Origin of the sequence: Brevibacillus sp. FSL L8-0520 (assembly GCF_037963895.1) — a bacterium.
In the GTDB taxonomy this organism is placed as follows: Bacteria; Bacillota; Bacilli; order Brevibacillales; family Brevibacillaceae; genus Brevibacillus; species Brevibacillus borstelensis.
Genome location: NZ_CP150171.1, coordinates 837,335 through 862,802, shown reverse-complemented (window position 1 = coordinate 862,802; position 25,468 = coordinate 837,335). Strand labels below are relative to the sequence as shown.

Genomic DNA, 25,468 nt, shown 5'->3' with positions numbered 1-25,468 from the left:
TTTTCCTACCCATCTTATTCCTCCCATTTTTGAAAAATTATACTTCAAATATACGGGAGAATTCTGTTAAAATGTATATGCAAACATGCAATATTTGGTAAAAGAGGATATACAAGGGAGACTGGTCATGAAAACGCTTGGGGATAAAATTCAGTATTTTCGAGAGAAACGAGGCTATTCCAGAAAGTATGTCGCCGAAGACATTTGTGACGAGTCCACTCTGTTTCGGATTGAAAAGGGGAGCCATATACCACGTTTGGACATTTTGCAGAGCATATGCCGGAAACTAAAGATTCCCGTGGATTATCTGCTTTCTTATGAAAACGAGACGCTCATTCATTTTGTTGCAAAGATTCATCGGTTGTGCCGGGAAAGTCTATATTTTCATGATTACACCACTCTCCAGTACCTCGTCGAGGAAGCTACCGCTTTTATCAAAAAGAACCAAAACTTTCGAGACAGCAGCTTCCTGAGATTTATCGAATGGCAAAAGGGCATTCTGTATTACCGGATTGACCGCCATCCGCGAAAAGCGGAGCAAACATTTCGAAAGTTGATTTCCAACAACAAAATCGTCAATGAGCTGGATATCAATATTGCCAACACGCTTGCGCTGTTACTGATCGAAATGGATCAAAAAGCGGAGGCATACCAACTGTTAACAAGCAGCATGCATGTATTGGAGAACCTCCCTTTTGTAGAGGACAAAACCCTTTTCCCCAGATTGGGCTACAACTTGGCCTACATGCACTACCACCAAAACCGATTTGATCTCTGCCTGGAGCTGGGCTATCGATTGCTCAACTACTTATATTCTCATCACTTGCATTATTCGGCAGGAGAAATCTATCATATGCTGGGCATTGTTTATGGCCATACGGGCAACCTTGAACATGCCAGAGAATATCTGGAGCATGCTGTTTCCATCTTCAAATATGAGCTTCGCGAGCGATTGTACGCCCGAGCAGGAAGAAGTCTTGCAGAAATCCATTTCCAGCTTGGAGAAAAAGAAGAAGGCCGCATCATTTTGCAAAAAACCCAGAAAATATGCAAGCGTCTTGCGGATCGAAACCACTTGGATGAAGGGGAACAAAAAATAGAGCATACCGAGAATCAGTATGCTATGACGGGCCTTTCTTCATCATCTCTTCTACTAATTGAACCGCTCTATTAATATCATCACTCGTTATATGCCTGTGAACAACTGCTCTAATCCTCCCATAGCCCATCTCTGAAAAAATCACGCCATGAGACTTGGCCATCTGCAAAAATGAATTCCATGTATAACGAGGATCTGTTACGCGAAAGATGACGATATTTGTTTGCACTTCTTGGGCATTCAATTCGATTCCGTTTATCTTTGCCAATCCATCGGCCAATTGTTTCGCATGCCTGTGGTCCTGATCCAACCTCGTAATCATTGTTTGCAAAGCTACAATACCAGGCGCTGCGGCGATTCCCGCTTGCCTCATTCCTCCGCCCAACATCTTTCTTACTTTTCTCGCTTTGTTTATATGGGACTGAGTTCCCGCTACAATCGAACCAATTGGGGCAGACAATCCTTTTGATAAACAAAATTGAACCGAATCGGCATATTGTGTGATTTCCCTGACATCCACATCAAGGGCAACTGCCGCATTAAAAATGCGGGCACCATCCATGTGGACAGGAACATTGCGTTCTGTTGCAAATTCCTTTACCTCTTGCAAATAAGCGATCGGCAAAACTTTTCCACCACAGCGATTGTGGGTATTTTCCAGACAAATTAAAGCAGGCAAAGCAAACTGAGGGTCCTCTTCATCAACGGGGAACGCTCTTTCAAGATCCTCCAGCAACAAGCGTCCATCCGCTTGAGTCGGTATGGGCTCATAAACAATCCCGCCGCATACGGAAGCGCCGCCTGCTTCATAAATGTAGATGTCTGATTCATTGCCTACCAAAACCTTTGATCCACGAGGGCAATGGGCCATGATCGATGATAGATTCGCCATTGTGCCGCTGGGCATAAAGCAAGCAGCTTCCATCCCCAGCATGCTGGCGGCTAATCGCTCCAATTGATTTACGGTTTGATCCTGTCCGTACACGTCATCTCCCAGCATGGCATGTTGAATGGCATCCATCATTTCCTGCGTCGGCAAGGTAACCGTGTCACTCAGAAAGTTTAGCAACAGACACACGCTCCTTCATCTTTAGTTCGACTTTTTCAATTAGATTCAGCAGCTGATGAAGCTTGCTTGCGTCTGCTTCCACTGCGATTATGTAACCCAAGCGTCCGTATGCATTTACGATTCTATCCACCAGCTTTCCCGGCTCTGCCCTGCATACGACTTCCTTCACACCTGGCATTTGCTGAAGCTGTTCGATACCGGTCACTTCCTCAATTTCGCCTGTTTCTTGCGGGATCAGAAAGCGAATCCCTGCATATTGAATAGGCGGACGGCCAAGCTCGGGGGACAAGCCAACCGCTGCTTTGAGCTGATCCTTCAACACGTCCATACCGGTCGCATGCCGGATCAGTTCCGGAATCATCCCCCCGGCCAATCGTCCATTGCACTCAACCAGGAAAACCTTTTGATTGACGATTTTTATTTCCAGATGACACGGGCCAAAACGCCAATCCAGCTTTTCCAGCAGGGACAGCACACCCGTTTCCACGATTGTTTTGATCTGGTCGGTAGACAAGGATGGGAAAATATGGCCTGTTTCTATGAAGTAAGGCTCTCCCCCAATGCTTTTATCTGTAATTCCGATGATCGAATGTCGGCCTTCATAAGAGAAAACTTCGACACTGTACTCAGGTCCTTCCACGTATTCTTCGATCAAAGCAACCCCAGCCGCCGGTTGCCTACGGACATTCTCTTTCACAGCCAATATGTCCGTCACCCGCTGATACAGCTCTTCGTAGGAGAGACACTTTACCACCTGATTGGAGCCACTGTCATCCACTGGCTTCACGATGCACGGGAATTGTATCTGCTGCTTGATCTCCTCTAGTTTCTGCACGTTGTCGACTGTAAAAAACCAGGGCTGATAAAGCTCGGGAGTGTCCCTCAGCAATGCGCGAACAGCAGCTTTGCTCCTGCACGTTTTCACCGTATCGGGAGAATTGCCACGCCAACCGAATCGCTTAGCCAGAAGCGCAACGGTATAAATATAATATTCGCTTGTCGTCGTAATTCCTGCGATATCCTCCAGGGTAAAACGGAGCTGAATTGTATCAGCCAGCTTTTCCGTATCGTTTGTATCGCAGATGACGATTTCGCAGCTTTGGTCAGACAAGCCCTCATAGCGGCTCGGCTTATTGGTCAACAGCACGGGATCATATCCCAATTCCTTTGTTTTGTCCAAAGCAAGCATGCCTGTGCCAGTCGTATTTGACTCAATAAACAGCAGTTTTCTCTTCATGCCGAAATTTCCCCTTGTTAAAGTGAAAGTAGGTCCAATCGGAGACATCCTTTAATTCTTCCATGCGATTGGGTGAAAGACGCAGGTTGTCCTTATTCAGATGATGGACATTGAAAAAATCATCGTTGTAAATCGAGTGAATATATCGGTCCCCCCTGTCCGGGAAGATGCACGCGATCACTGAATGTTCGGATACCTGGCTGCTGAGCCACCTTGATACGGCGTACACGCTGCCTGAGCTGTTCCCCGCAAAGATTTTTTCCTGTTTGGCGAGCTCACGTGTCCATGTGAAGGCTTCTTCATCGTTTAACCAGTGAACTTCGTCGATTACGGAAAAATCAACATTGGGTGAGCGCAAACTGTTGCCCAGGCCGCTTTGCAAACGCTTCGGATTGTCTGTTTGGTAGAAGATAACGCTGCCTACGGCATCTACAGCTATGACCGTCAAGTCGGGATTTCTTTCCCGCAACGCTTTGGCAGTCCCGCATAAGGAGCCTCCACTTCCAACCGATCCGACAAGATAATCGACGCGTCCCAGCTCTTTAACCAGGTCATCGGCCAGTTGTTGATAGGCCAGCGGATTTTGCGGATTTTCGTACTGTTTTGGCCAATAGGCATTTGGATATTTGTCCAGCAAACCTTGCAAGTAGTTCAGCCTTGCTTTTTGCCAGCCGCCATCCTGCTCCATTTTCTCTACAATATGGACCTGCGCTCCCAATGCTCTGAGTTTTGCCAACGTTAGTTCATCGATGCGCGGGTCGGTGACAATGTGGACTTCATGTCCCAAATAAGTGCCGATCATGGTTATGCCCAAAGCCAGCGTTCCTGACGAGCTTTCCACAATCGGTGCATTTTCTTGCAGCTGCCCGGTTCTCTTGGCATCCATAATCATTTCTTTCGCTACCCTGTCTTTCATGCCGTAGGGATTAAGCAGCTCTAGTTTCGCATAGACAGGGGCTTTGCTGTTCTCGTCCAACCGCAGCCGAATTAACGGCGTTGTTCCAATCAGTTCGATCAGACTCTTGTCCATTACACCAGAACCTTCTTTCTTTCTATAGTGGACATGGAATGGAATATTTCTGTCGGGCAGCCAAGCTGTTTCAACAAAGACAGTCCTTCTTTTACTTTTTCAGAATACGCACTGTCGTTTTCAGAAAGGAGGATCCCGATAAATGTTCCGCTATGAGCCGTTACAATCCCCGTTCCTTCAATTGAACGGCATATTCTTTTCACCTCGGCAAACATCTTTTTCGGATGCAGCTTCTGGTTTAATTCCGCGCTTCTGGTAGCGACCTCGCCAATTGCCTCTGCATCTTGAGCACGTATGGCAGCTGTTATCTTCTCAAGCAGCATGCCATATTCTTGCTTCTCTTCATCAGTGAATGGTTTGGGCTTGCAATTGAAATCGACTGTATTTACTTCTCCTCCCTCATCCAAAGCAATCACAGTCAACGGTGGGCATTCTCCTATCCATTCTCTCAGTTTCACTTCTTTGTGATAATAAGAGACGATGCCCGGGTACATGATGCCGTCGGATGGTTCGATATCGCGAAGGATCTCCTCGATCACCTCGGTAGGAACGTTTATGTCATAACAGGATTCAATTGCTTTCACAGTCGCCATCATATCTGCTGTAGAACTCGCCAATCCCTTTCCTTGTTGAAGCTGGCTTTCCAGATACAATGTGCCTTTGATGGGCAAGTGGTAATAATCAAGAATTCTCTGGCCAAAATACAGAGATTTCCTCTTCCAGGAAGGATGTACACACAGATCTTCGTCCTGAGCGGAATAGACAAACTGGCATGTCGAGTACCTGTCAACAGGAAACGTTACCAAAAAGTCCTGACCGCTTGGCAAAACGCCTTGCAACAACTCACCAAATGTGCCATGAGCTTCCCCTTTGCCTACTTTCAGTCTCATCGGCTATACTCCTTACCTTCAGACATCATCCATCTATCCAATTCTTCCAATCTCCGTTTGACCTCGGTGGAAATCCCATTGAATACCTGCTTGCATTGGGCGGCCTCCTGCATTTGCAAGGCAATCATGTCTTTTACGGCATCCGGATTTGTGGACCCTGTTGATCGCTTCATGGTTAAGGCAGAATGGACCGCAAAGAGCGCTTGCAACTCTTGCTGTGTAATTTGGTTTTCAAAGCCGTACTCATGACAAATCTCTTGCAAGGTCTCAACCGAAACATGCTGAGGGGAGTGTCCGGCTTGGATCGACTGTGTGATAAATCGTCCTGCTATCACCTGCGCTTGGCGATACGGTATCCCGCTTTTTTCAGTGATTCGATTTGCCAGTGAAAAACCTCCGTAGTAATCCTTTGTGCAGCATTGCTGCATCTTTTCTTTCTGAAAAGAAATGTTTTCAAACACCAGCATCAGTAAATCAAACAATACGTGCGTCTCATTGAAAAGGGAGAGGAGATTTTTGCTTGATTCTTTGGAAACTTCGACCAGATTGCTATAGGCCGTATTTCGTTGTCCCAGCAAAAAATCCACATGGTAGGTGATGAGATGGCTCGTTTTTCCTCTCGCTCTTTCCAAGATAGGAAAATTGCGTTTTTGTGGCATCGATGATGAAATGCCAGCGAGTTCATCAGGAAAATCAATAAATTGGTACTCGCTGCTCCCCCAGTTCATCAGGTCAGTCAAGAAGCGGCTCATATTGTTCGCAAAGAAAGTCAGGCAGCTTCCAATGTCCAATAGCCAGTCCCGCGAAGCAACCCCGCTCAAGGCGTGACCTATGTATGATGAAAATCCCAAAGCATTTGCCAATTGCAGGTTGTCCACTGGATACTCCTGACCAGACATAGCCCCGGAACCGAGTGGGCAGTACCTGTTCATTGATTCTAATGCGCCCAGCATCCTCTTTTCTGTTTCAAGAAGGTGTTTGCTGACTGCCGTAAGATAAAAGGCAACACTAATAATTTGAGCTGACTGAAAATGTGTGTACCCGGGCATGATTACGGAATCATATGTCTTGGCTTTGTCCAGGATGACATCCCGCAGTATTTCAACTCTTTCAATCAGATGCATCCATTGCTCCCGGGCAAACATCAGTTGGGCACATGCCTGAAAATCGTTGCGGCTTCGATCAATATGCCATTTCACCACGGGTTGTTCCAACTGTTTCTCTATCGCTCTTTCCAACGTCAAGGCGATGTCTGTTAGATTTTCTTTCGAGTTTTGCAACAAAGCATCTCGCTCAATCCTGTCTATTGCTTGCAAGAGGGAACGGACCTCATCCTTTGAGAGAATGTTCGCTTTCTCGTAAGACTGCAAGAGAGCCTTTTCTATGTGGATATAATGCTCTGTGTAGTTTTCCAGTTCATATTCAAACTGCGGGTAAAGAACAGCTGCTGTATACGTGTCATGCGGTGCTTTTTTCACGCGCCCGGTCACCTGTGTTTTCATGAGCTTATCCCCGTTTCAAAGTTTCTGAGATTTTCTGTCCGAGATACTCGACTTGAGGAGACGACATGAGATTATTGTGATGCCCCATTATCGGGTAGGTGTACACTTTCCCTGTTGTTCTTCCCCTCCATTTATCAACATCCACCAGCTCATGGAGTTTTCTGGGATCGACTTCCTGACAAGTGAAGGCATGTAAATCTGTTTTAATCGGAGCAGAAAATGTATAGTGATCGCTTGCCATGTTATTTGCTGCCATTACCGTAATAATTCGAAATACGTCTTCCAATTCAGCCGTTCGAGGCAATAGCTTTTTTTGTTTGGCAGCTTCCAAAATAATCTGGCATTTTTCCAATTTCGGTTTGCTGCTAAACTGCTCGATTTCTATGGACAAGCTGTCTGCCCACACGCTTAACGGATCCAAGCGGTGCTTTTTTTTCGCTACTTGATCAAACGGGTAGGCATCCAGCAATCCCAGGAACGACACCTTTTCCCCTTTTGATTCAAAAATTCTCGCCATCTCAACCGCGATTGTTCCTCCAAAAGACCACCCTGCCAACTGATAAGGGCCCTTCGGTTGAATCTTTTGTACCTCATGGACATACAGCTTTGCCATCTCCCGTATATCTTGCAGAGGTTCAACATTTTTTTCATACCCTAGTGATTGAATGCCGTAAATGTTGATATCCCGAGCTATATTTCTTGCAAGAGGAACGTAGCAGATTGCTCCCCCTCCCCCTGGATGAACAAGAAACAGTGGGGGATCACCGGAACGGCCTTCTTTTAATTTGAGAATCAGTCCGCTGCCAGCTTGAGATTGATCACTCTGTATAAACTCGCTTAACGTTTCGATTGTTCGATAAAGAAATAATTGAGAAGGGGACAGCTGAATGTTCATTCTTTTTCTCGTTAGACCCACGATCTCGATGACCTTGATGCTATGCCCACCCAAATCAAAAAAGTCTTCGTTTATTCCAATGTCGTCGATAGCCAGAACTTCCCTCCAAATATCAGCTAATTGTTGCTCAATCTGATTGCGAGGCGGTATTTTCTCGCCACTTGCCAAGTCGCTGACGTCAAATGACAACCGCTTTTTATCCAGCTTTCCATTAATGGAAACCGGCAATTCCGTGAGCCACCTGATTACATGCGGAACCATATAATAAGGCAGCTTTTTGGCCAGGCGTTTTTTCAATTCATTCGCAGAAATCTCCACGCCGGGCTCCTTCACGGCAAAAGCAAAGATCTTTTTATCCCCTTTTACCTCTTCAACAAGAACAGCGGCCTCTTCAATCTCAGGCTGTTGCTGCAATACATGACGAATTTCATCTAGCTCGATACGGAAACCCCGAACCTTAACCTGCGTGTCCTTCCTTGAAATGAAGAGGTAATCTCCTGTATCCAGCTGTTTAACCAAATCTCCCGTGCGATAATATCGACGTGTCACACCTGCCACGTCTAATAGGGGGAAGGCCTCAGCCGTCAACTCTGGATTGTTCTCATACCCCTTGGCAACACTATGCCCGCCAATAAACAACTCCCCGACGACACCTTGTGGGACTGCCTGCAAGTTTTCATCCAACACAACGAGATGATAATTCGGGAAGGGGATGCCGATTGGAGCGGTAGGGTATTGTTGCTCAGGATGACATCTCCAATAGGTTGCGGCCACACACGCTTCTGTTGGTCCATATAAATTGACGAATGCAACCTCCCCTTTCATATTTTCATAAAATTTCCGAACAAGCTGATTAGGCAATGCTTCGCCCCCGGTAAATATATACTTGAGGGTTTTATTTTGCCTGAAGGAGGGAAGATCCAACAGCTTTTCTATCAAGCTATGGAACAAATGTGTTACCGTAATTGCTTCATGCGCTATCACATCTGCTAAATAATCAATGTCAAATTGCTTGTCGGGATGAGTAATTACCAATGTTCCCCCACTTACCAGCGAGCAAAAAATCTCACTCATGGATGGATCGAAGCTGGAGCTGATGTTTTGCAGAAACATCTCGCCTTCCCCGATCTGGAACTCCTGAATAAATCCTTGAACGTGGTTGATTAAGGCCGCATGCGTAACGCTGACACCCTTGGGTTTGCCTGTTGTTCCCGAAGTATAGATGACGTAGGCAACTGCCTCTTCCGGCGGCAGAGAAAGTTCCACTGCATCTTTGGCAGTCTGATTGTTAAAAACCACATCGGGTTCCAGGATTGTTTTCTCTTTCCATTCATTGAATGAAAGATCGTCTGTAATAATTACGGCCGCTTTGGAATCCTCTACCATCATTTCAACCCGTTCAACCGGCAAGGAAGGATCAATCGGCATATACACGCAGCCGCTTTTCAAAACACCCAATATACAAGCAATTTGGTCGGGGGAGCGTTTCAACCGGATTCCCACGATGCTCCCCGGCTGAATATCGCGTCGAATCAGCTCATGGGCTATTTGGTTCGACTTTTTATACAATTCCTCGTACGTAAACGAATGATCATGTCCCTTTACTGCAATCTTGCTTGCGTGTTTGAGGGCTTGTTTATCTACTAGATGGTGTATGAGATCTGTTCCCATTTCGGCAAGAATGACGTTATTTTCAATAACATGGTTTTTCTCTTCCTCTGTCAAAATGTTCAATTTGCAAATGGGCTTGTCAGGATTTTTCAAGATTTCTCGGATCAACGTAATATAGTGTTGAGCGAAACGCTCCATTGTTTTTCGATTGAACAAATCCGTGCTGTATTCGATCTCACCCGACATCGTTTGTTTGCTGCATGACATGTACAGCACGAGATCAAATTTCGAAGTATTTGTGCTGATTTTTTCATATTCCATCGTAAACGGAACTTCTACTTCCTTTTTCTGATAGTCTTGGAGAGTGAACAGCGCTTGAAAAATGGGATGGTAGCTGCTGTCCCGATCAGGTTTTAACTCCTGAACTAATTTTTCAAAGGGAACCTCGCTATTTTCATAGGTCTGCAGAAATGATTTGATCGTGGTTTTCAAGATATTCAAAAAGCTGCTATACGGTCTGATAAACGTCCGCACCGGTAGTGTATTTACAAAAAAACCGATTAAATCTTGAATCATCTGATTAGGCCGATTGGTGATCGGTGTCCCGATCACAATATCTTTTTGTCCCGTATACCGGTAAAGCAACACATTAAACGTGGCAAGAAAGAATGTATAATGGGTAGCTTGATGGGTCCGGCAAAAAGTCGTTATGGGCTCAATTACATCCAATGGCAAGTCAAATTTGACAATGTCTCCTGCGTAAGTTATTTCTTTAGGCCTCGGCCGATCCGTTGGAAGCTCCAGCAAGGAGGGGATATTATCCAAATGCTGTTGCCAAAAATTCAACTTTTTTTGCAGCGTTTCTCCCTCGAACATTTCCTTTTGCCAGTTTGCGTAGTCTGCGTACTGGAGGGGAAGTTCCCCGCATTCAGCTTCTCGGCCTTGTTCAACCATCGTATAGATGGTAACAATTTCCTTCTGCAATACTTCCAAGGACCAAGCATCAAAAATAATGTGGTGAATATTCACTAGCAAATAATATTGGTCAGCGCTTAGCTGGACAAGCTGGAATTTGATTAACGGACCTTTTTCCAAATCAAATGGCTCAAGAGCAAATTCCTTGAGATGCTCCGTCAAAGGCTTCTCTTCTTCCAGCTCCTCTTTTGTCTTCACGTCTAATCGAAAAGAAGGGAAGTGAAGGGAAACCTTTTGTTTCAGTTCCCCTTCGACTTCTAAAAAAGTAGTGCGAAGAACTTCATGTCGTTCTATTATTTTTTGAATCGTTTTCTCTAATACGGCTGGCTGTAGATCTCCTGTTATTTTCAGGAGAATCGGTATATGGTAGGTAGGACTATTTGGAAGCATTTGCTCGAAAAACCAAATTCGGTTTTGACCATAGGAAGACGGAAGCAGATAGACTTCATTTTCTACGGATAGCGAACCCATGTTATCCCTGCCTTCATTCATAATGAAGTTTATAACTTTTGCTTAATCCGTGTGACTTTTCGAATAGATAGATCCTTTTTCTTTCTCTCTGGCATGAGGGCAGCTAAGCCTCTGATCGTGGGATATTCGAAGACATCCATTAAGCTGATCTCATAACCGAGGCTGTCTATGCGTGATATCATTTTTACAATGAGCAGAGAATGCCCCCCGCATTCAAAGAAATTGCTGTTGGGCCCTACGGATGACACAGGCAACAACTTTGTCCAAATTTTTCCCAGCTCCATTTCCAAAGGAGTTTGGAAAACGTCATCTGATTCTGCCTCTTCAAAAACTTCAAGAGCCGCCAGTTTTTTTCGATCGATTTTGCCTATGGAGGTTACAGGCACCTCATCAATCTGGATAAATCGGTTCGGAATCATAACCAGTGGCAATTCATTGCGCAAAACTTTCCGCAGCTGATCCGGATAGAGCTTGTGGCCGTCCTCCATTACGATATAGGCATTCAACTGGATCTCATCTGCTTGTTTTGCATCTAAAATGATGCACTGTTTCGTGTATGGCTGTCTCAGAATAGCTGCGACAATCTCGTTTTTATCAATACGGACGCCCCTTATTTTGATTTGATCGTCTGCTCGACCTATGATTTCCAAGCTTCCATCCGGTCGATAGCGTCCCATGTCACCGCTGCGATACAAGTAAATATCATCTTCTGGATCAAAAAAGTTGGGGATAAACGCCTCTAGTTCCTTATTCAAATATCCTTTCGTCCGATAAGGAGTGCGAACCATTATCTCTCCAGGTTCCCCAATCCCGCATAGCTGTTTTTCCTGATTGACAATCAGCAATTGCGTGTCTGGCATTGGATTGCCTAGCGGCTGGACCTCTTCGGCAAGCTCCTTTGGAACTACATAGAAGCACTTGATCAGAGTCGTCTCTGTCTGGCCATAGAAATTATTCATTTGGGCATCCGTGATTTCACGCCAAGCATGAACGAGACTGGCAAGCAAAGGTTCTCCTGAAAAAAATACATGTCGCAATGACGGCAATGACTTTGTCTTTGCTGATTGCTTGAGCCAATGGCCCGCGAGCGATGGGACCGTATGGAGCATCGTAATCTCTTTTTTCGCCAGCCAATCGAGCATATCTGTTTCTTGCTTCGAAGGAATGAAGAGAGACGCTCCACTTGTCAATGGCAAAAAGACATCTCGCAGGTACGCATCAAATGTAATGTGAATGAGCTGCGCGTTGCGATCCTTAGTCGTGACACCGAATTCTTGCCGCTGCCAGTTCAAGAAGTGAGAGATACTGTTGTGCGTACCCAGGATTCCTTTCGGCTCTCCCGTTGTTCCTGATGTAAAGAAAATATAGGCATCCGGACAAGTATACGCTGGAGGCAGATCAGTGCCCGTCTCCGCTTCTTCTTTTAGCAGGTCGCTCACTTCAAATGATTGGACTCCACTTGCTGCCAGTGCGTCTTTGTATGTTTGGCCCAGTGTCTCGCTCGTTACGATCACGCGTGCGTTTGCAATCTGTAGCATGGACTCGAATCTTTTTTCCGGTACTTGCGTGTCCATGTTCATAAAAATGGCATCTGCCAAATGTACGCCCATCATCGAGATAATCATTTCATAGCTTCTATCTCCATATAGAGCTACTACATCTCCGGAATGTACATTTCGGCGGCGCAAACCTTTTGCAATCCGCAGGGAATCTTGGAACAATTCCCGATAGGTATACGATTTTTCGTTATCTTCTACGGCAACCTGATGGGGAGCCTGCTCACTCCAGTACTTCACTTGTTCAATAATACGTGGATAATCGATCTGTTGAAGTCTCGCCGTTGGGTCAGGCAAAATGCGTTTGGCTTGTTCAGTGACCAATGAGTAGGATTGGATGGATTGATCTGCCAGTTTCATCGCCTGCTGCAACAAGTGGATATACTGATTCAGAAACTCAGCCATCCGCTCTTTTTCAAACAATTGATTTTGATAGGCGAGCGTTAGATGGAATCCGTCTGCGGCTTCCTCAATATAGAGCGTCATGAAGAACTTCGATTCAATTTCATCCACTTCGATCTCTTCCACGACCACATTATCGGCTGCGTATGTCTTAGGTTCATCGAAGCTGCGATAGTTAATGGACACATCAAATAACGGATTGCGGTTAAGGTTCCGCTTCGGATTCACTTCTTCCACAATTTTTTCAAAAGGAATATCCTGATTGGCAAACGCCTCCAGCACCGTCTGTTTTGCCTGATCCAACACATCTCTGTATGTCGCATTTGCATCAAGTTCCATCCGCAATGGCAATGTATTCAAATAGAGACCTACGGACTTCTCCAATTCTGAGGTATTCCGATTGACTACGGGAGTGCCGATGATCAAATCGGTTTGCTGGGACAGTCTGGACAGCAGTACGCCGAATACGGATAGCAGCGTCATAAAAGGTGTGACTCTCTGTTCCTGACTGAAAGCTTTTATGTCGCTTGATACTTGCATGGACAAAGATTTTCTCAGCGTTTCATTTCCCGTCTTGCCCTCCCTTTGCCGGCTTCTGCTAATGGGAAGCTGAAGCAAGGGAATCTCTCCGTCAAACTTTTTCTTCCAATAGGAAAGCTGCTCCTGATATTCCGCCTGATTGATAAAATCGTTGTGTCTTAACAGGTAGTCCACATATTGCACAGGCTTTTCCTCTAAAAATGTCCGTTCACCCGCATACAGCTTCAGAAGCTCTTCTTTCACAACCTTTAGAGACCAGCCATCACTGATAATATGATGGAAGGTAAGCACCAGGACATCCGCCGACTTCCCTTTCACCAGAGTGCCTCTGACCAAGGGTGCCGCAGCAAGATCAAACGGACTGGACATTTCTCGTCGCACGATCTGTTGCAATTCCCGATCTCCCCACTCTTCCACCTGCAAAGATATTGTGGCGTGGGGCAAGATGCGTTGGATTGGCTCGCCGTTTTTATTGAGAAAAGCGGTGCGCAATGATTCATGCCTGTCAATCAGTTGGTTCAGGCAATCCTGCAATCTCTCTGAATCGACAGATCCATGGAATTTTAAAACGAGCGGCATATTATGTTTTGTGTCTTGGTAGAGCTGGTCTAAAAACCAAATCCGCTTTTGGGCATCCGAAAGAGGGAACGGTTGATTGCGATCAGCCAATTCCATAACCGGGCTGCTCGCATCACTGTTCTTGCGCTTTTCCAAAACGCCAGCCAATGTTTCAATCGTTGGATTTTCGAACAGGTCTTTCACGTAAAGCCTTGACTCAAACTTTTTATTTACTTCCGAGATAATCTGAACCGCTAATAAGGAATGTCCGCCTAACTCGAAGAAGTTATCTTGGACTCCTATTTTTTGTACGCCCAATTTCTCAAGCCAAATGGACAAAATAGCTTGTTCCTTGTCGTTCTTGGGGGCAACGTAAGCGCCAACAGCAGCAAGATTTTGCTCGGATGGTTTTGGCAGCTGGTGCCGATCGATTTTCCCATTCGCATTTAACGGGAACGCCTGCAGTTGAACGTAATAGCTGGGAACCATATAATCAGGCAGCACCTTTTTCAGCTCATGCTTTAATACGCCGGGTTGTATGTCGCCTTCTGCGGACGTATAGTAGGCAGCCAAATATTGAATGTCAGACTCGGTTTTATGGACGATGACGACAGCTTCGGAAACCCCCGCGATAGCCCTCAGCGTGGTTTCGATCTCACCGAGTTCGACACGCATTCCTCTTAGCTTGATTTGATTGTCCTGGCGGCCGAGGAACATAATGTTTCCATCTGGTTTCAAGTACCCTCTATCACCGGTTCGGTACATGAACTCCCCCGGATAAAACGGATCGGGAATAAAGGACTGAGCCGTTCTTTCCGGATTGTTGATATACCCTCTGGCCAGGCCGATGCCGGCAATGTATAAATCACCAGGGACGCCAGGCGGAACCGGTTCTAAAAACTTGTCCAGTACATAAATGCGGTTATTGTCGATCGGACGTCCGACGGAAACAATTTCAGAGCTGTTCTCCACATCCGGCTCGCAATCAAAACATGTGGAATCAATCGAGACCTCCGTAGCTCCCCATGTGTTGAACAGCTTGCCTGGCATCTTTTCATAGAACGAGCGGACCACGTCGGCATGCAATGCTTCCCCGCTGGATACGACAATGCGCAGGTTCGTCAACTGCTGTCTTTGAACCGGTGTGATTTGCTCCAGCACCATTTTCAGCATGCTCGGAACAAACTGAAGCAAGGAAACGTTGTGCTTGATTGCATATTCGATAATACTGACCGGGTCCCGGTGCGCTCCTTTGGGCAGAAACGCGATCTTCGCTCCGACTGTCAACGGCCAGAAAATCTCGACGGCGGAATCATCAAACGTCAGGATTGTTTTCTGCAATGCGACTTCGTGTGCCTGTAGACGATGCTTGTTCTGCATCCAGTTCATCCGGTTAACCCAGCCTTTATGCGTGTTGCTGACGCCTTTGGGTTTTCCCGTTGAGCCTGATGTGTAATAGATCGAAACGAGATGGTCAGGGGTGACTTGAACATCCGGTTTCGTGACTGGATATCCTTCCAAAAGGCTCTCCTGCATCAGATAGGAAAGCAGCTCGATATCTTTTGTTTCCTGCAGCCTTGTCCCTGGCTGCGTTATGCAAATCGAAGCCCCCGCATCCCGCAAAATGGCGTAAGCCCGTTCCCAAGGGACTTCCGTATCAATCGGCAGAAAAGCACCGCCCGCTTTCAGGATTCCCATCATGGACACGACCAGTTCCAAAGACCGTTCCATGCATAAGCCTACCGGCGTGTCGGGAGCTACGCCCTTTTCACGGAGCAAGTGAGCCAGTTGATTCGCCTTCTCATCAAGCTCCCTGTAGGTCAGGCACTCCCCTTCATACTCGGCGGCGATGTTGTCCGGCGTTTTCATCGCCTGGGCTTCAAACCATTCATGCAAGGCAACATCCGGAAATTCGCATGCTGTCTCATTTAACGTGTGAATCATGAACGCCTTTTCTCTCTCGCTCAGCACGGGAAGCTGTTCAACAGCAGTAAATGGCTGTGCCAATACTCGCTCACATAGCTGCAGGAAATGCGAACTAAATCGTTTGATCGTCTCTTCCTCAAACAGGTCTGTCCGATATTCCCATTTTCCGATATATTCTTCGCCACTCCGTTCCATGAACAGCGTTAGATCAAACTTGGCGGTGTCGTTATGGAGCGAAATCGGTTCGCTGACCGCCAGTTGATTTCCCTGCGCCGGGTCAAACGCGAAATCCTGGAAGGTGAACATATATTGAAACAGAGGCTGCTGGTTGACTGAACGATGCGGTTGAAGCTCCTCCACCACTTTGTCAAAAGGAACGTCTCCATGGGAGAACGCTTTTACCGCCGTATCGCTTACTTGCTGGACAAGTTCAACAAAGCTGGTGCCTTCGCGAATTTCATTTCGAATCACCAATGTGTTTACAAAAAATCCGAGCAACCCTTCCAGTTTGGCGTGATTTCGCCCTGCAGCCGTTGTCCCAATCGCAATGTCCTTTTCCTGTGACAAGCGATAAATCAACAATTTAAAGAGCGAAAGCATCGCCATGAAAAGGGTCGTATTGTTCTGTTTGCAAAACGCTTTCAGTTGCTCTAACACCTGGTTCGGAATCTGGAACGTGCTGACGGCCCCATTATGACCATCCGGATGCGTCTTCTTCTGATTCGCCATCAACTTGATAGAAGGAGCCTCGGTGCCCAGTTGTGTTTTCCAAAAGTCCATCTGCTCCCGGTAAACCGGGGAATCAATAAAAGCATTCTGCCAGGTCACGTAGTCACTATATTGGACCTGCCCTTCCATAGCTTCCTGTACTTCACAGTCTGTGCCGCCTACTATTTCGTTGTATTTCTTGAGAAGGTCTGATTGGAAAACATAGTTCGACCAGCCATCCCAGACGATATGATGAACATTGTAATAAAAGAGATGCTGGTTATCAGACAGCTTATACAGCTTAAACCGATACAGCGGGTCGGATGTCAGTTCGAATGGAATCTTCGCGTCTTCTTCCATCGCTTGCAGCGCTGTTTGTTTCGCTAACTCATACGGCTGATCAGATAAAGAGATCCGTTCCAAATTGCTTTTCTTCGAATCATCAATCACTTGGAAAGGACGACCGTCCTCTTCGATAAAGTTGACCCTTAATACTTCATGCCGCGCAAGCAAATGCTCCAGACTGGCAAGAAAAGCATCGTACTGCAAGGGTCCTGTTATTTCGAAATAGGTAGGCAAGTTGTACAAGGAGCTGGTTCCCTGCCATTCATTAATAAACCAGAGCCGCTTTTGCGCAAACGACAACTCTCTTTTCTTCTCGTCGTTCTTCGCCGGCAGCAAAGTCTGCTCTTCCGAGATAAAAGATTGTGAATCGATAAATGCACTCAATTGACGAATGGTAGGATGCTGAAAAACATCTTTCAACGTAAGATGGATTGGCAGCCGCTGCTTTAAGCGAGTCACAAAACGGGCAGCAAAAAGCGAGTTGCCCCCCACATGGAGAAACGGTGTATCAATACCTACATCGTCTAAAAACAGAAGCTCTTTCCAAAATGAAGCCACTATTTTTTCGGTCTCCGTTTGTGGTTGACGCTCTGCAGGAACAATCCTGTTTTTCTGGGGAGCAGGCAGACTTTTTCGATCAACCTTTCCATTGGACGATAAGGGGAACCCATCCAAGCGGACAAAAAATGAAGGAATCATATAATCAGGCAGCTGCTCCTCCATTTGTTTACGAACGCTATTTTCTTCCCATTTCTCGTCGTCCAGGACGGTCACATAAGCAACAAGGAAGGTGTGGTCGCCTTCGCGAACGGCAGTAACGACACACTGCTTGATATTGGGCAAGCGCTCCATGGCTGCTTCAATTTCACCCAGTTCAATCCGGTATCCGCGTATTTTTACTTGGAAATCGATCCTGCCGATATATTCGATGGCACCGTCTTCGCGGTATCTGCACAAATCGCCCGTTTTGTACAGACGCTCGCCTTCGTGGAAGGGATCAGCAATAAATTTTTCCTCGGTCAGCTCCGGTTTGTTATGGTAGCCTCTTGCAAGTCCGATTCCGCCAATATGCAGTTCGCCTGCGACCCCTGGCTCCGTTATCAGGTTTTCCCCATCGATAATATGCAAGCGAATATTGCTGATCGGAAACCCGATGGGCACTGCCTTTTCACGTTTATCGCCTGTGCACTTCCAGTAGGTGACATCGATAGCCGCTTCTGTGGGACCGTATAAGTTGTACAGCTCAACCTTGTCAAATTTTGAGAAAAAGGCGAGCTCCATCGACTTCGTCAGTGCTTCCCCACTGCAAATAATCCGCTTGAGAGACGGGAGCGGCGTTTCTGTTTGATACGTATCGAGAAAAATTTGCAGCATGGACGGTACGAAGTGCATGGTCGTAATGTTCATCGCTTGAACGGTTTGGATCAGATATTCGGGATCTTTATGCGCTTCTGGTCTGGCCATGACAAGGGTTGCCCCGGCAAGCAACGGCCAAAAAAATTCCCAGACTGACACATCGAAGCTGAACGGCGTTTTTTGCAGGATGCGATCAGAACTGTTTAATTGAAACTCTTTTTGCATCCACTGCAGACGGTTGTTTAAAGCCCGGTGTGTATTCATGACCCCTTTGGGATTTCCAGTGGAGCCCGACGTATAAATCATGTAGATGAGGTTGTCGCCTGTCATTGGTATGTCAAGATTACGGGAGGGCTGCTTGCTCCATTCCTCCCCTTTGTCGACAACAACAAGCTTTGCATCTCCCAATTGCTGATCCGCAAAGATCATTTCTCTGCTCTGCGTCGTAACAATGATGGGGGCCTTCGCATCCGTCAACATATATTCCAAACGTTTTTTCGGATAGTTCGGGTCAATGGGAACGTAGGCGCCTCCGGCCTTTAGCACTCCCAGCAATACAATGACCATCTCCAGAGAGCGGTCCATGCAAACAGCGACAGGCTCTTCAATTTGCAGCCCGCATTGTACCAGGTAATGAGCAAACTGATTGGCTTTTTCATTCAACTGCTGATAACTGAGCTCACTTGCTTCATAAATGACTGCTGTCTGATTGGGTGTCATCGCCGCCTGCTGTTCGATCAAATGATGAATGCATGCGTCCATGTTGGAAAACTGCTCTAGCTTCATGCGATTTTCTTGTATATGAATCACGCTCATAGCTCTCCCTCCCACAACTTACCCTTGCCATTCCTTAACAACGATACAAGCATTGTACCCGCCAAAACCAAACGAGTTGTTCAAAACGGCCCGTACTCGATGCGCCTGCGCCTCATTTGGCACATAGTTGAGATCGAATCCTTCATCGGGCTCGTGGAGGTTAATCGTTGGCGGCACGATTTGATGCTGCAGAGTCAGGATGCAGGCAATCAGCTCGACTGCACTGGCCCCTGCCAGCAAATGCCCTGTCATCGACTTTATGGAGCTGACGGGAATGGACCTGGCCTTTTCACCAAACAGCTTCTTTATCGCCAGCGTTTCGATTTGGTCGTTCAATCGCGTACTGGAACCGTGGGCATTGATGTAGTCGATGTCAGCAGGTGCAAGATTGGCATCCGCAATTGCATTTTTCATCGCCATAATCGCGCTTTTCGCTTCCGGATCAGGTGCCGTGACGTGATAGGCATCTGTAGTGGAGCCGTATCCGGCTACTTCCGCGAGGATCGTGGCTCCTCTTTTCTTGGCAGACTCCTCCGACTCCAGCACAACAATTCCCGATCCCGCACCAATCACGAAGCCGTCCCGGTCCTTGTCAAAAGGGCGGCTGGCCGCTTGCGGATTGTCGTTCCGAGTGGATAAAGCCTTTATTTTACAAAAAGAGGCCAAGTCAATAGGCGTGAATTGGCCTTCCGTTCCGCCGGCAATCATAACATCTGCTTCTCCGTATTGAATCGCTCGGCAGCCTTCGCCAATACAGTTGTTTCCTGTTGCACATGCGGAACCCCAGGCCCCGCTTTTGCCTTTTGCCCCTACCATGATCGAAACTTCGCTTGTCGGGGCATCCACCAGCGAGGCAAATGCCAAGTAAGAGCTGACTTTTCGATACCCGTGCTGAAGCAGGTCCTGATAGTTTTCCAGAATGAGCCTCGTTCCACCCATGCCTGTTCCGACAATCACTCCCACGCGGTAGGGGTCTAGTTGACGCATGTCCAATTTTGCCTGGGAGATAGCTTGCCTGGCAGCCACGATCGCATACTGTGTAAAAGTTTCCATCCGGTTTTTTTCTTTTGGGGTAAACCATTCATCGAGGTCAAGGCCTTTTACTTCTGCACCGATAGTCGTCGGAAACCCTTCGGCATCAAAAGCTTGAATGTAGTCAACCCCGCTCACGCCCCGTACAACGTTTTCCCAAAAAGTTTTGACACCTACTCCTATTGGCGTAACGACACCCATCCCGGTAACAACTACACGTTTTTTCATGATGAGTCCCCTTTATTCCAACAATTTACACCTATCATACAAAGGGAGGTTTTCTCAGACATCCGTAAATCCCGCAACAATTCACAACCCAACGATTGCAAGGGAAGTAATTCATTCATCCCATAGCTGGGAGCATACAAAGTATCTAAATCCCTATTTTTACATTATTTTCTTGATAAAAGCACCATGTGGTGTATACTCTCAGTATATAAATCGTGAGCAACAGCCAATGATTACTGCAAAAAGCCCGGCCACATACAATTCAGTAGGGAATGGCGAAAGGATTGCTCCATTCCTTGAAAAAAGGAACAGTGCCTTCCTGGCAAGTTCATCTATGTTCAGGGAAAAAAGGATGGGAGGGATTGTTTACCTGGTTATATCAGCATGTTGAATAAACACAGCATGTACTCGCACACTTTTTTTAAAAGGAGGCAGCAAATGGATTATATTTTAACGCATAAATGGGCTTTCCTTATTGTCGCGGAAGTCATCTTTTGGGTTTCCATCATCACGTTCTTGATCGCCAGATATTGGTTCGGCAAAAAAACTCTCAGCTTTGTTTTTTTTCTGCTGTTTATCGTCAATGACCTATGGATCGCTTCTTTAGGTTTTTTTGACTACTTGCATACAGGGCAGTTTTCCAGTTATCAAATCGTTGTGCTGGTTGTTTTTGTATATGCCATCACGTATGGAAAAAGCGACTTCAAAAAGCTTGATTACTATATCCAAATCTATGTTGCCAAGTGGAAGGGACTGCCTGCTCCCAATATCGAACCGCCGAAGAAGCTGGTGGGAAGGGAACACGCCCAAAAAGAACGGAAACATTTTTACATTCACTTCTCTGTCTATGCAATAGCCCACCTGGTTTTCTATTTTTTGTTCGGGCTGTCCTCACGGTTCTACGAAATAACAAGTATGGGCGATTTTTTCCGTGAATTTTTCTCAGCCAAGGAAGGCCTCCTGCCTTTTGCCAATCCGACAGTCAATAACCTCAGCAGGATTTGGACCTTGATTTTTGTCATCGACAGCATATTCGCTCTGTCGTATACCGTATTTCCGAAAAGCGAGAAGTCTCGTGGCCTGTTATGAACACACATTCCATACTCCAAACAGAAACAACCGCCAAGAAATGTCCTCTATGCTTCTTGGCGGTCGCTTTTTTTCATGCAACTATCTCAAGAAGCAAGAGTTTCCACTCTATTTCAAGAACACTCCAGTGGCCAGAAGTCTAACGGTTTTTTAAAGAATTTTTTAAAAGTTTTTATATTTTCAAATAAATTGTTGTTCTTACCGGAATTGCAATGTAATATATATACATATTTGTGATGTTGTTACAAAATAAAAAGGAGTGTTTTCTATTCATGTCAAAGAAAAAGAAGTTGTTGCCACTGGCAGTCAGCGCCTTGTTGGTAGGTGTACTCACCACTCACTCTTTTCTTTTGCCATCGCATGCATCTGCACAAACACCTAATCCTGATTCTCAGATCGGACAAGACCTCGACCAAGAGGATGATCGTGTCGGAGATTCTGATACCGCAGAAGATAGTCTCGGAGATTCCATTACTGAAGAAGACAGCCTGGAAGATTCCGTTACCGAAGAAGATGGCGTCGGAGATTCCGTTATCGAGGACGGCAGCCTCGACGATTCTGTTACCGAAGAGGGCAATCTCGAAGATTCTGTTATCGAAGAGGATAACGAGTCTTCCGTTCGTTCCAAGTATGATCACACCAAATTTTTAACACTTTTTGACAAAGATAAAATCATTAAAAACTTCCGATCCATGAATAAAATTTTTCCCAGCCACAAGATCAAAAACGATAAGAAGAACACCTTTACGTTCAAAAAGAAGCTCCGCGATTTGCCCAATTTCACCTATACCTACAACAAGCAGCAGCACAAATTTGAAGATCTGCTGAAGCGAACGGTAACAACCGGCCTGCTTGTCATCAAAGACGATAAAATCGTTACCGAGCGATATTACCACGGAAATAGCCAGAAAACATTGAATACATCCTGGTCCATGTCCAAGTCGTTTACCTCTGCGCTGGTCGGCATCGCCATTGACGAAGGCTACATAAACAGCGTCGATGATCCCATCACGGATTATCTTCCGGAGCTGAAGGATTCCGGTTATGACGGCGTATCGATCAAGGATATTCTCAACATGGCTTCCGGCGTCAAATATCCGGTCTATGAAGAGCCTTTTATCACCGAATGGTACAATCGACTATTTGTGGAGAAGGAATCCTTCAATGAGATGATGACGACCCTGCCTTCGGACGCATCCCCCGGCACCTTTACCTACAAAGGGTCCGATACGCAAGTGCTTGGCATGCTCATCAAGAAAACAACAGGCAAGCAGCCATCCAAATATCTGGAGGAAAAAATCTGGAAGCCGCTCGGCATGGAACACTCCGCATACTGGAACACCGACCTGCACGGCGATGACATGACGTTTGCCTATCTGAATGCCTCCCTGCGGGATTACGCCAAGTTTGGCCGGCTGTACTTGAATAACGGCAACTGGAACGGAAAACAGATCATCTCCGAGGATTGGGTAAAAGAAACGTATATCGGCAGTGAAGGCTTCCCATTCTACAAGTATCAATGGTGGATTCCGCCAAGCCCCGACCCGGACAATAAGGAAATTTTGGCCAATGGCATTTATGGACAAAATATTTACGTCAACCAGAATGAAAATATGATTATCGTGAAGACTAGCGTGAATTCTTCTGAAGAGGATTTGGGAGAAGAGATTACGGTCTTCCGGGAGATTGTTGAATTGTTCAAAGACGAGTAGGATTATCTTTTCGTATAACAGTTCAAGCATTTTGAGACAAACAATCTGAACGTTGGATTTATGCCGCTTCGCTACTCGCAAGATGTGCAATGTGAAGGAAATACGATGGCAGGAAAAAAGGATTCAGCCTCTTCTCGTTTGAAGAGGCTGATTTGTTTGTCAGCATATTATGGGAGGGTGAAATTGCCGGCTGCCAAGAAAAGGATCATGAAAGATTGGTAGATATTTGGTATCGGGCTGTAGTTCCACCCACACTTTCCTGACAGAAGAAGATATTCAGTTTTACAAAAACATCGTTCAAAACGAAGCAATGAAAGAACTTGAGGTCTGGGTGGCAGTAAACGAGCTTCAAGAACCAACCGGATTTATTGGACTGAATGGGCCGAAATTCGAGATGCTGTTCGTCGACCCTGATCAGCACGGGAAGGGAATTGGTACGCGCCCTTTTTTCCCCGCTTTCCGTTTTTTTGTGTCAAATACATATCAAACCCTTTTGTTTTATTCATTTTTATACTCATTTTTTAGAATGCTGTAGATCTCCAGGTCAACTACGCCCTTCCCCGACCATACGGTTGCTTGTCGCAGTGTGCCTTCTTTGACAAACCCATTCTTTATCAATACCTTCTTTGAAATTTCGTTTGGAGGCATGACTTCGGCCTGTATTCGGTTTACGTTCACTTCATGAAACAGAAATCGTACCAATGCTTTCACAGCCTCTGTAGCAATCCCTTTCCCCCAGTGCGCTTCCGCCAAAAAGTACCCGATCGTCACCATATTCACCTTCTGGTTAAAATCGAATGCTTCGATGATGCCAACCAGTTTGTCGCTTTCAACATGAGTGAATATGCCCCATTTTACGCGAGACTTTTTATTGAAGTCCCTCTCAAAATGCCCGATCATCGACTTCACCGTCTCTTTATTGTGCTTCGGGATGATTCCGCAATATTCAAACACCTTGTCATTGCTGTAAATCTCAAATACATCCTCCAGATGATTGGCATCAATCTTTTTCAGGATGAAACGGTCGGATTTTATGATCGGAAACTCATCGAAAACGGCATTCGTATCCATACGTGATCCTTCCCTTTCGGCGTCGTTGGTATCGTGCTACAAGTATTGAAACAGCAGGCTTTTCGCAATTGCCTAAGATCATCCCGAGAATTACGGTGAAATGGCTGATTGGGATAATGTTACTTTCGCTCACTCTCCACTTTTACCCTTTTCCTTTTTGCTGCAACACGCTATATTCCACGCAAGTAATCGTCAATCTTCATAAGCCGGCGAGGTGTGACAGTGGTAAGCTAGGAGAGAAGCTTGCTCGAACTGCCTGTTTATCCTCAACTTTTTAATTCAGGGGGCAACTGAAATGCGTGAACTTGCATTTATGAAGGATTATAAAACCAACGAGGCACTTCGAAGGAGTTTATCCGAACTTGCTGCCAGCACTTTTGGCATCCAATTTGAAACGTGGTATCAAAAAGGGTTTTGGAATGAACGGTACATACCCTTTTCATTTGTTGAGGGAGAAACCGTTGTCGCAAATGTTTCTGTTAACCTGCTTTCGCTCATTATGGATGGCGAGAAGAAAAAAGCGATACAAATCGGAACGGTCATGACTCATCCGGAATATCGAAAACAGGGACTGTCTGCAAGGTTGATGAACAAGGTTTTAGAGGAATATGAAAATCAGTATGATTTCATGTACCTTTTTGCGAACAAAACGGTTCTCGATTTTTATCCCCGGTTTGGATTCAAACCGGCAGAAGAGCATCTCTTTTCGATGGATTTTACGCCAAGTCCGAGCCCTAGTGCGGATACAGGCATTCGAAAGCTTACTGTAAATGATGAAGCTGATCTTCGTTTCATTTACAGGCTTGCTTCAGAAAGGCTGCCTGTTTCTCAGCGTTTTGGAACGGATGGCGCTCAAGGAATCTTCATGTTTTATTGCCTGAACGTATTTGGCGACGATCTGTATTACTTGGAAAACGAGGACGTTCTTGCGATCTATAAAAAGGAAAACAATCACCTCGATCTTTTCGATGTCATTAGCACGAAGGAAGTCAACATTCACGATATTTTGACCAAGATTGCAGGCAGCGATACGGAAAAAGTAACGTTCCATTTCACTCCTGACTATGAGGGGATCGAAGTAAAAAGCGAGATCTATGATGGCGGTTTATTTGTAAGAGCAAATGAGGGGAACATCTACCCCCCATACGTTAAACATCCGATCACATCCATTGCTTGATGTCAAAACTGCCCGCTTTTGGTCGGGCAGTTTTTTTGAAGCATAATTTCTTTCGAGGGACTTTCGGCTGCCTTTCAGACCAGCAGTTCCCCCGCTTTCTCCCCTGCTGTAGTGTAAACCTCTCAGTTGTTCCATTTGTCGACCCGATCATTCAGCAATACACTCTGGCGGGA

The 25,468-nt window shown here is 45.9% G+C and carries 13 protein-coding genes and 1 pseudogene; 5 read left to right on the top strand and 9 right to left on the bottom strand.

The window, feature by feature from the left end; translation table 11 throughout:
* The first annotated feature begins 127 nt into the window (after nucleotides 1–127).
* The gene (locus NSQ24_RS04540; protein ID WP_003389353.1) at nucleotides 128–1,174 is read left to right on the top strand and encodes a helix-turn-helix transcriptional regulator; all 1,047 of its coding nucleotides are present in this window, start codon (nucleotides 128–130) and stop codon (nucleotides 1,172–1,174) included.
* Here the strand turns inward: NSQ24_RS04540 and ltaE are convergent.
* From ltaE to fabF, 8 genes are read right to left on the bottom strand one after another with little or no spacing between them, the layout of a single operon-like run.
* Nucleotides 1,122–2,168 (bottom strand): low-specificity L-threonine aldolase, encoded by a 1,047-nt coding sequence (gene ltaE / locus NSQ24_RS04535; RefSeq protein ID WP_339167323.1) that lies wholly within the window; start codon nucleotides 2,166–2,168, stop codon nucleotides 1,122–1,124. The genes NSQ24_RS04540 and ltaE overlap by 53 nt on opposite strands.
* Nucleotides 2,149–3,405: an ATP-grasp domain-containing protein gene (locus tag NSQ24_RS04530; RefSeq protein ID WP_024984239.1), complete on the bottom strand. Its 1,257-nt coding sequence runs from the start codon at nucleotides 3,403–3,405 to the stop codon at nucleotides 2,149–2,151. Before NSQ24_RS04530 ends, ltaE begins: the two co-directional genes overlap by 20 nt.
* The gene (locus NSQ24_RS04525; RefSeq protein WP_003389356.1) at nucleotides 3,380–4,435 is read right to left on the bottom strand and encodes a cysteine synthase family protein; all 1,056 of its coding nucleotides are present in this window, start codon (nucleotides 4,433–4,435) and stop codon (nucleotides 3,380–3,382) included. Before NSQ24_RS04525 ends, NSQ24_RS04530 begins: the two co-directional genes overlap by 26 nt.
* Entirely contained in the window at nucleotides 4,435–5,325 is an 891-nt protein-coding gene (locus NSQ24_RS04520) for a hypothetical protein (RefSeq protein ID WP_003389357.1), read from the bottom strand. The genes NSQ24_RS04525 and NSQ24_RS04520 overlap by 1 nt, the downstream gene beginning before the upstream one ends.
* Nucleotides 5,322–6,803 carry a lyase family protein gene (locus NSQ24_RS04515; protein WP_339167321.1) on the bottom strand — a complete coding sequence of 494 codons (1,482 nt, stop codon included), beginning with the start codon at nucleotides 6,801–6,803 and terminating at the stop codon, nucleotides 5,322–5,324. The genes NSQ24_RS04520 and NSQ24_RS04515 overlap by 4 nt, the downstream gene beginning before the upstream one ends.
* A gap of 28 nt (nucleotides 6,804–6,831) precedes the next feature.
* On the bottom strand, nucleotides 6,832–10,779 hold the full coding sequence (locus NSQ24_RS04510; protein WP_031932064.1) for a non-ribosomal peptide synthetase: 3,948 nt from the start codon (nucleotides 10,777–10,779) through the stop codon (nucleotides 6,832–6,834).
* 29 nt (nucleotides 10,780–10,808) lie between these two features.
* Nucleotides 10,809–18,986, bottom strand: coding sequence for an amino acid adenylation domain-containing protein (locus NSQ24_RS04505; RefSeq protein ID WP_339167318.1), 8,178 nt, complete (start codon nucleotides 18,984–18,986; stop codon nucleotides 10,809–10,811).
* 18 nt (nucleotides 18,987–19,004) lie between these two features.
* The gene (fabF, locus tag NSQ24_RS04500) at nucleotides 19,005–20,246 is read right to left on the bottom strand and encodes a beta-ketoacyl-ACP synthase II (protein WP_024984235.1); all 1,242 of its coding nucleotides are present in this window, start codon (nucleotides 20,244–20,246) and stop codon (nucleotides 19,005–19,007) included.
* Nucleotides 20,247–20,684: 438 nt separating this feature from the next.
* Between fabF and NSQ24_RS04495 the strand changes: the two genes are divergently transcribed.
* The 3 genes and pseudogenes from NSQ24_RS04495 to NSQ24_RS04485 form a co-directional block, all read left to right on the top strand.
* A complete protein-coding gene (locus tag NSQ24_RS04495) occupies nucleotides 20,685–21,335 on the top strand; it encodes a hypothetical protein (RefSeq protein WP_003389363.1) in 651 nt (216 codons plus the stop codon).
* A 272-nt stretch (nucleotides 21,336–21,607) separates the two neighbouring features.
* On the top strand, nucleotides 21,608–23,047 hold the full coding sequence (locus NSQ24_RS04490) for a serine hydrolase (RefSeq protein WP_051925392.1): 1,440 nt from the start codon (nucleotides 21,608–21,610) through the stop codon (nucleotides 23,045–23,047).
* A gap of 182 nt (nucleotides 23,048–23,229) precedes the next feature.
* Nucleotides 23,230–23,489, top strand: a pseudogene (locus tag NSQ24_RS04485) (GNAT family N-acetyltransferase); the annotation flags it as partial.
* Between the two features lie 56 nt (nucleotides 23,490–23,545).
* Here the strand turns inward: NSQ24_RS04485 and NSQ24_RS04480 are convergent.
* Nucleotides 23,546–24,118: a GNAT family protein gene (locus NSQ24_RS04480; protein ID WP_003389366.1), complete on the bottom strand. Its 573-nt coding sequence runs from the start codon at nucleotides 24,116–24,118 to the stop codon at nucleotides 23,546–23,548.
* Nucleotides 24,119–24,413: 295 nt separating this feature from the next.
* Between NSQ24_RS04480 and NSQ24_RS04475 the strand changes: the two genes are divergently transcribed.
* Nucleotides 24,414–25,295 carry a GNAT family N-acetyltransferase gene (locus NSQ24_RS04475; protein WP_031932060.1) on the top strand — a complete coding sequence of 294 codons (882 nt, stop codon included), beginning with the start codon at nucleotides 24,414–24,416 and terminating at the stop codon, nucleotides 25,293–25,295.
* Nucleotides 25,296–25,468 lie beyond the last annotated feature (173 nt).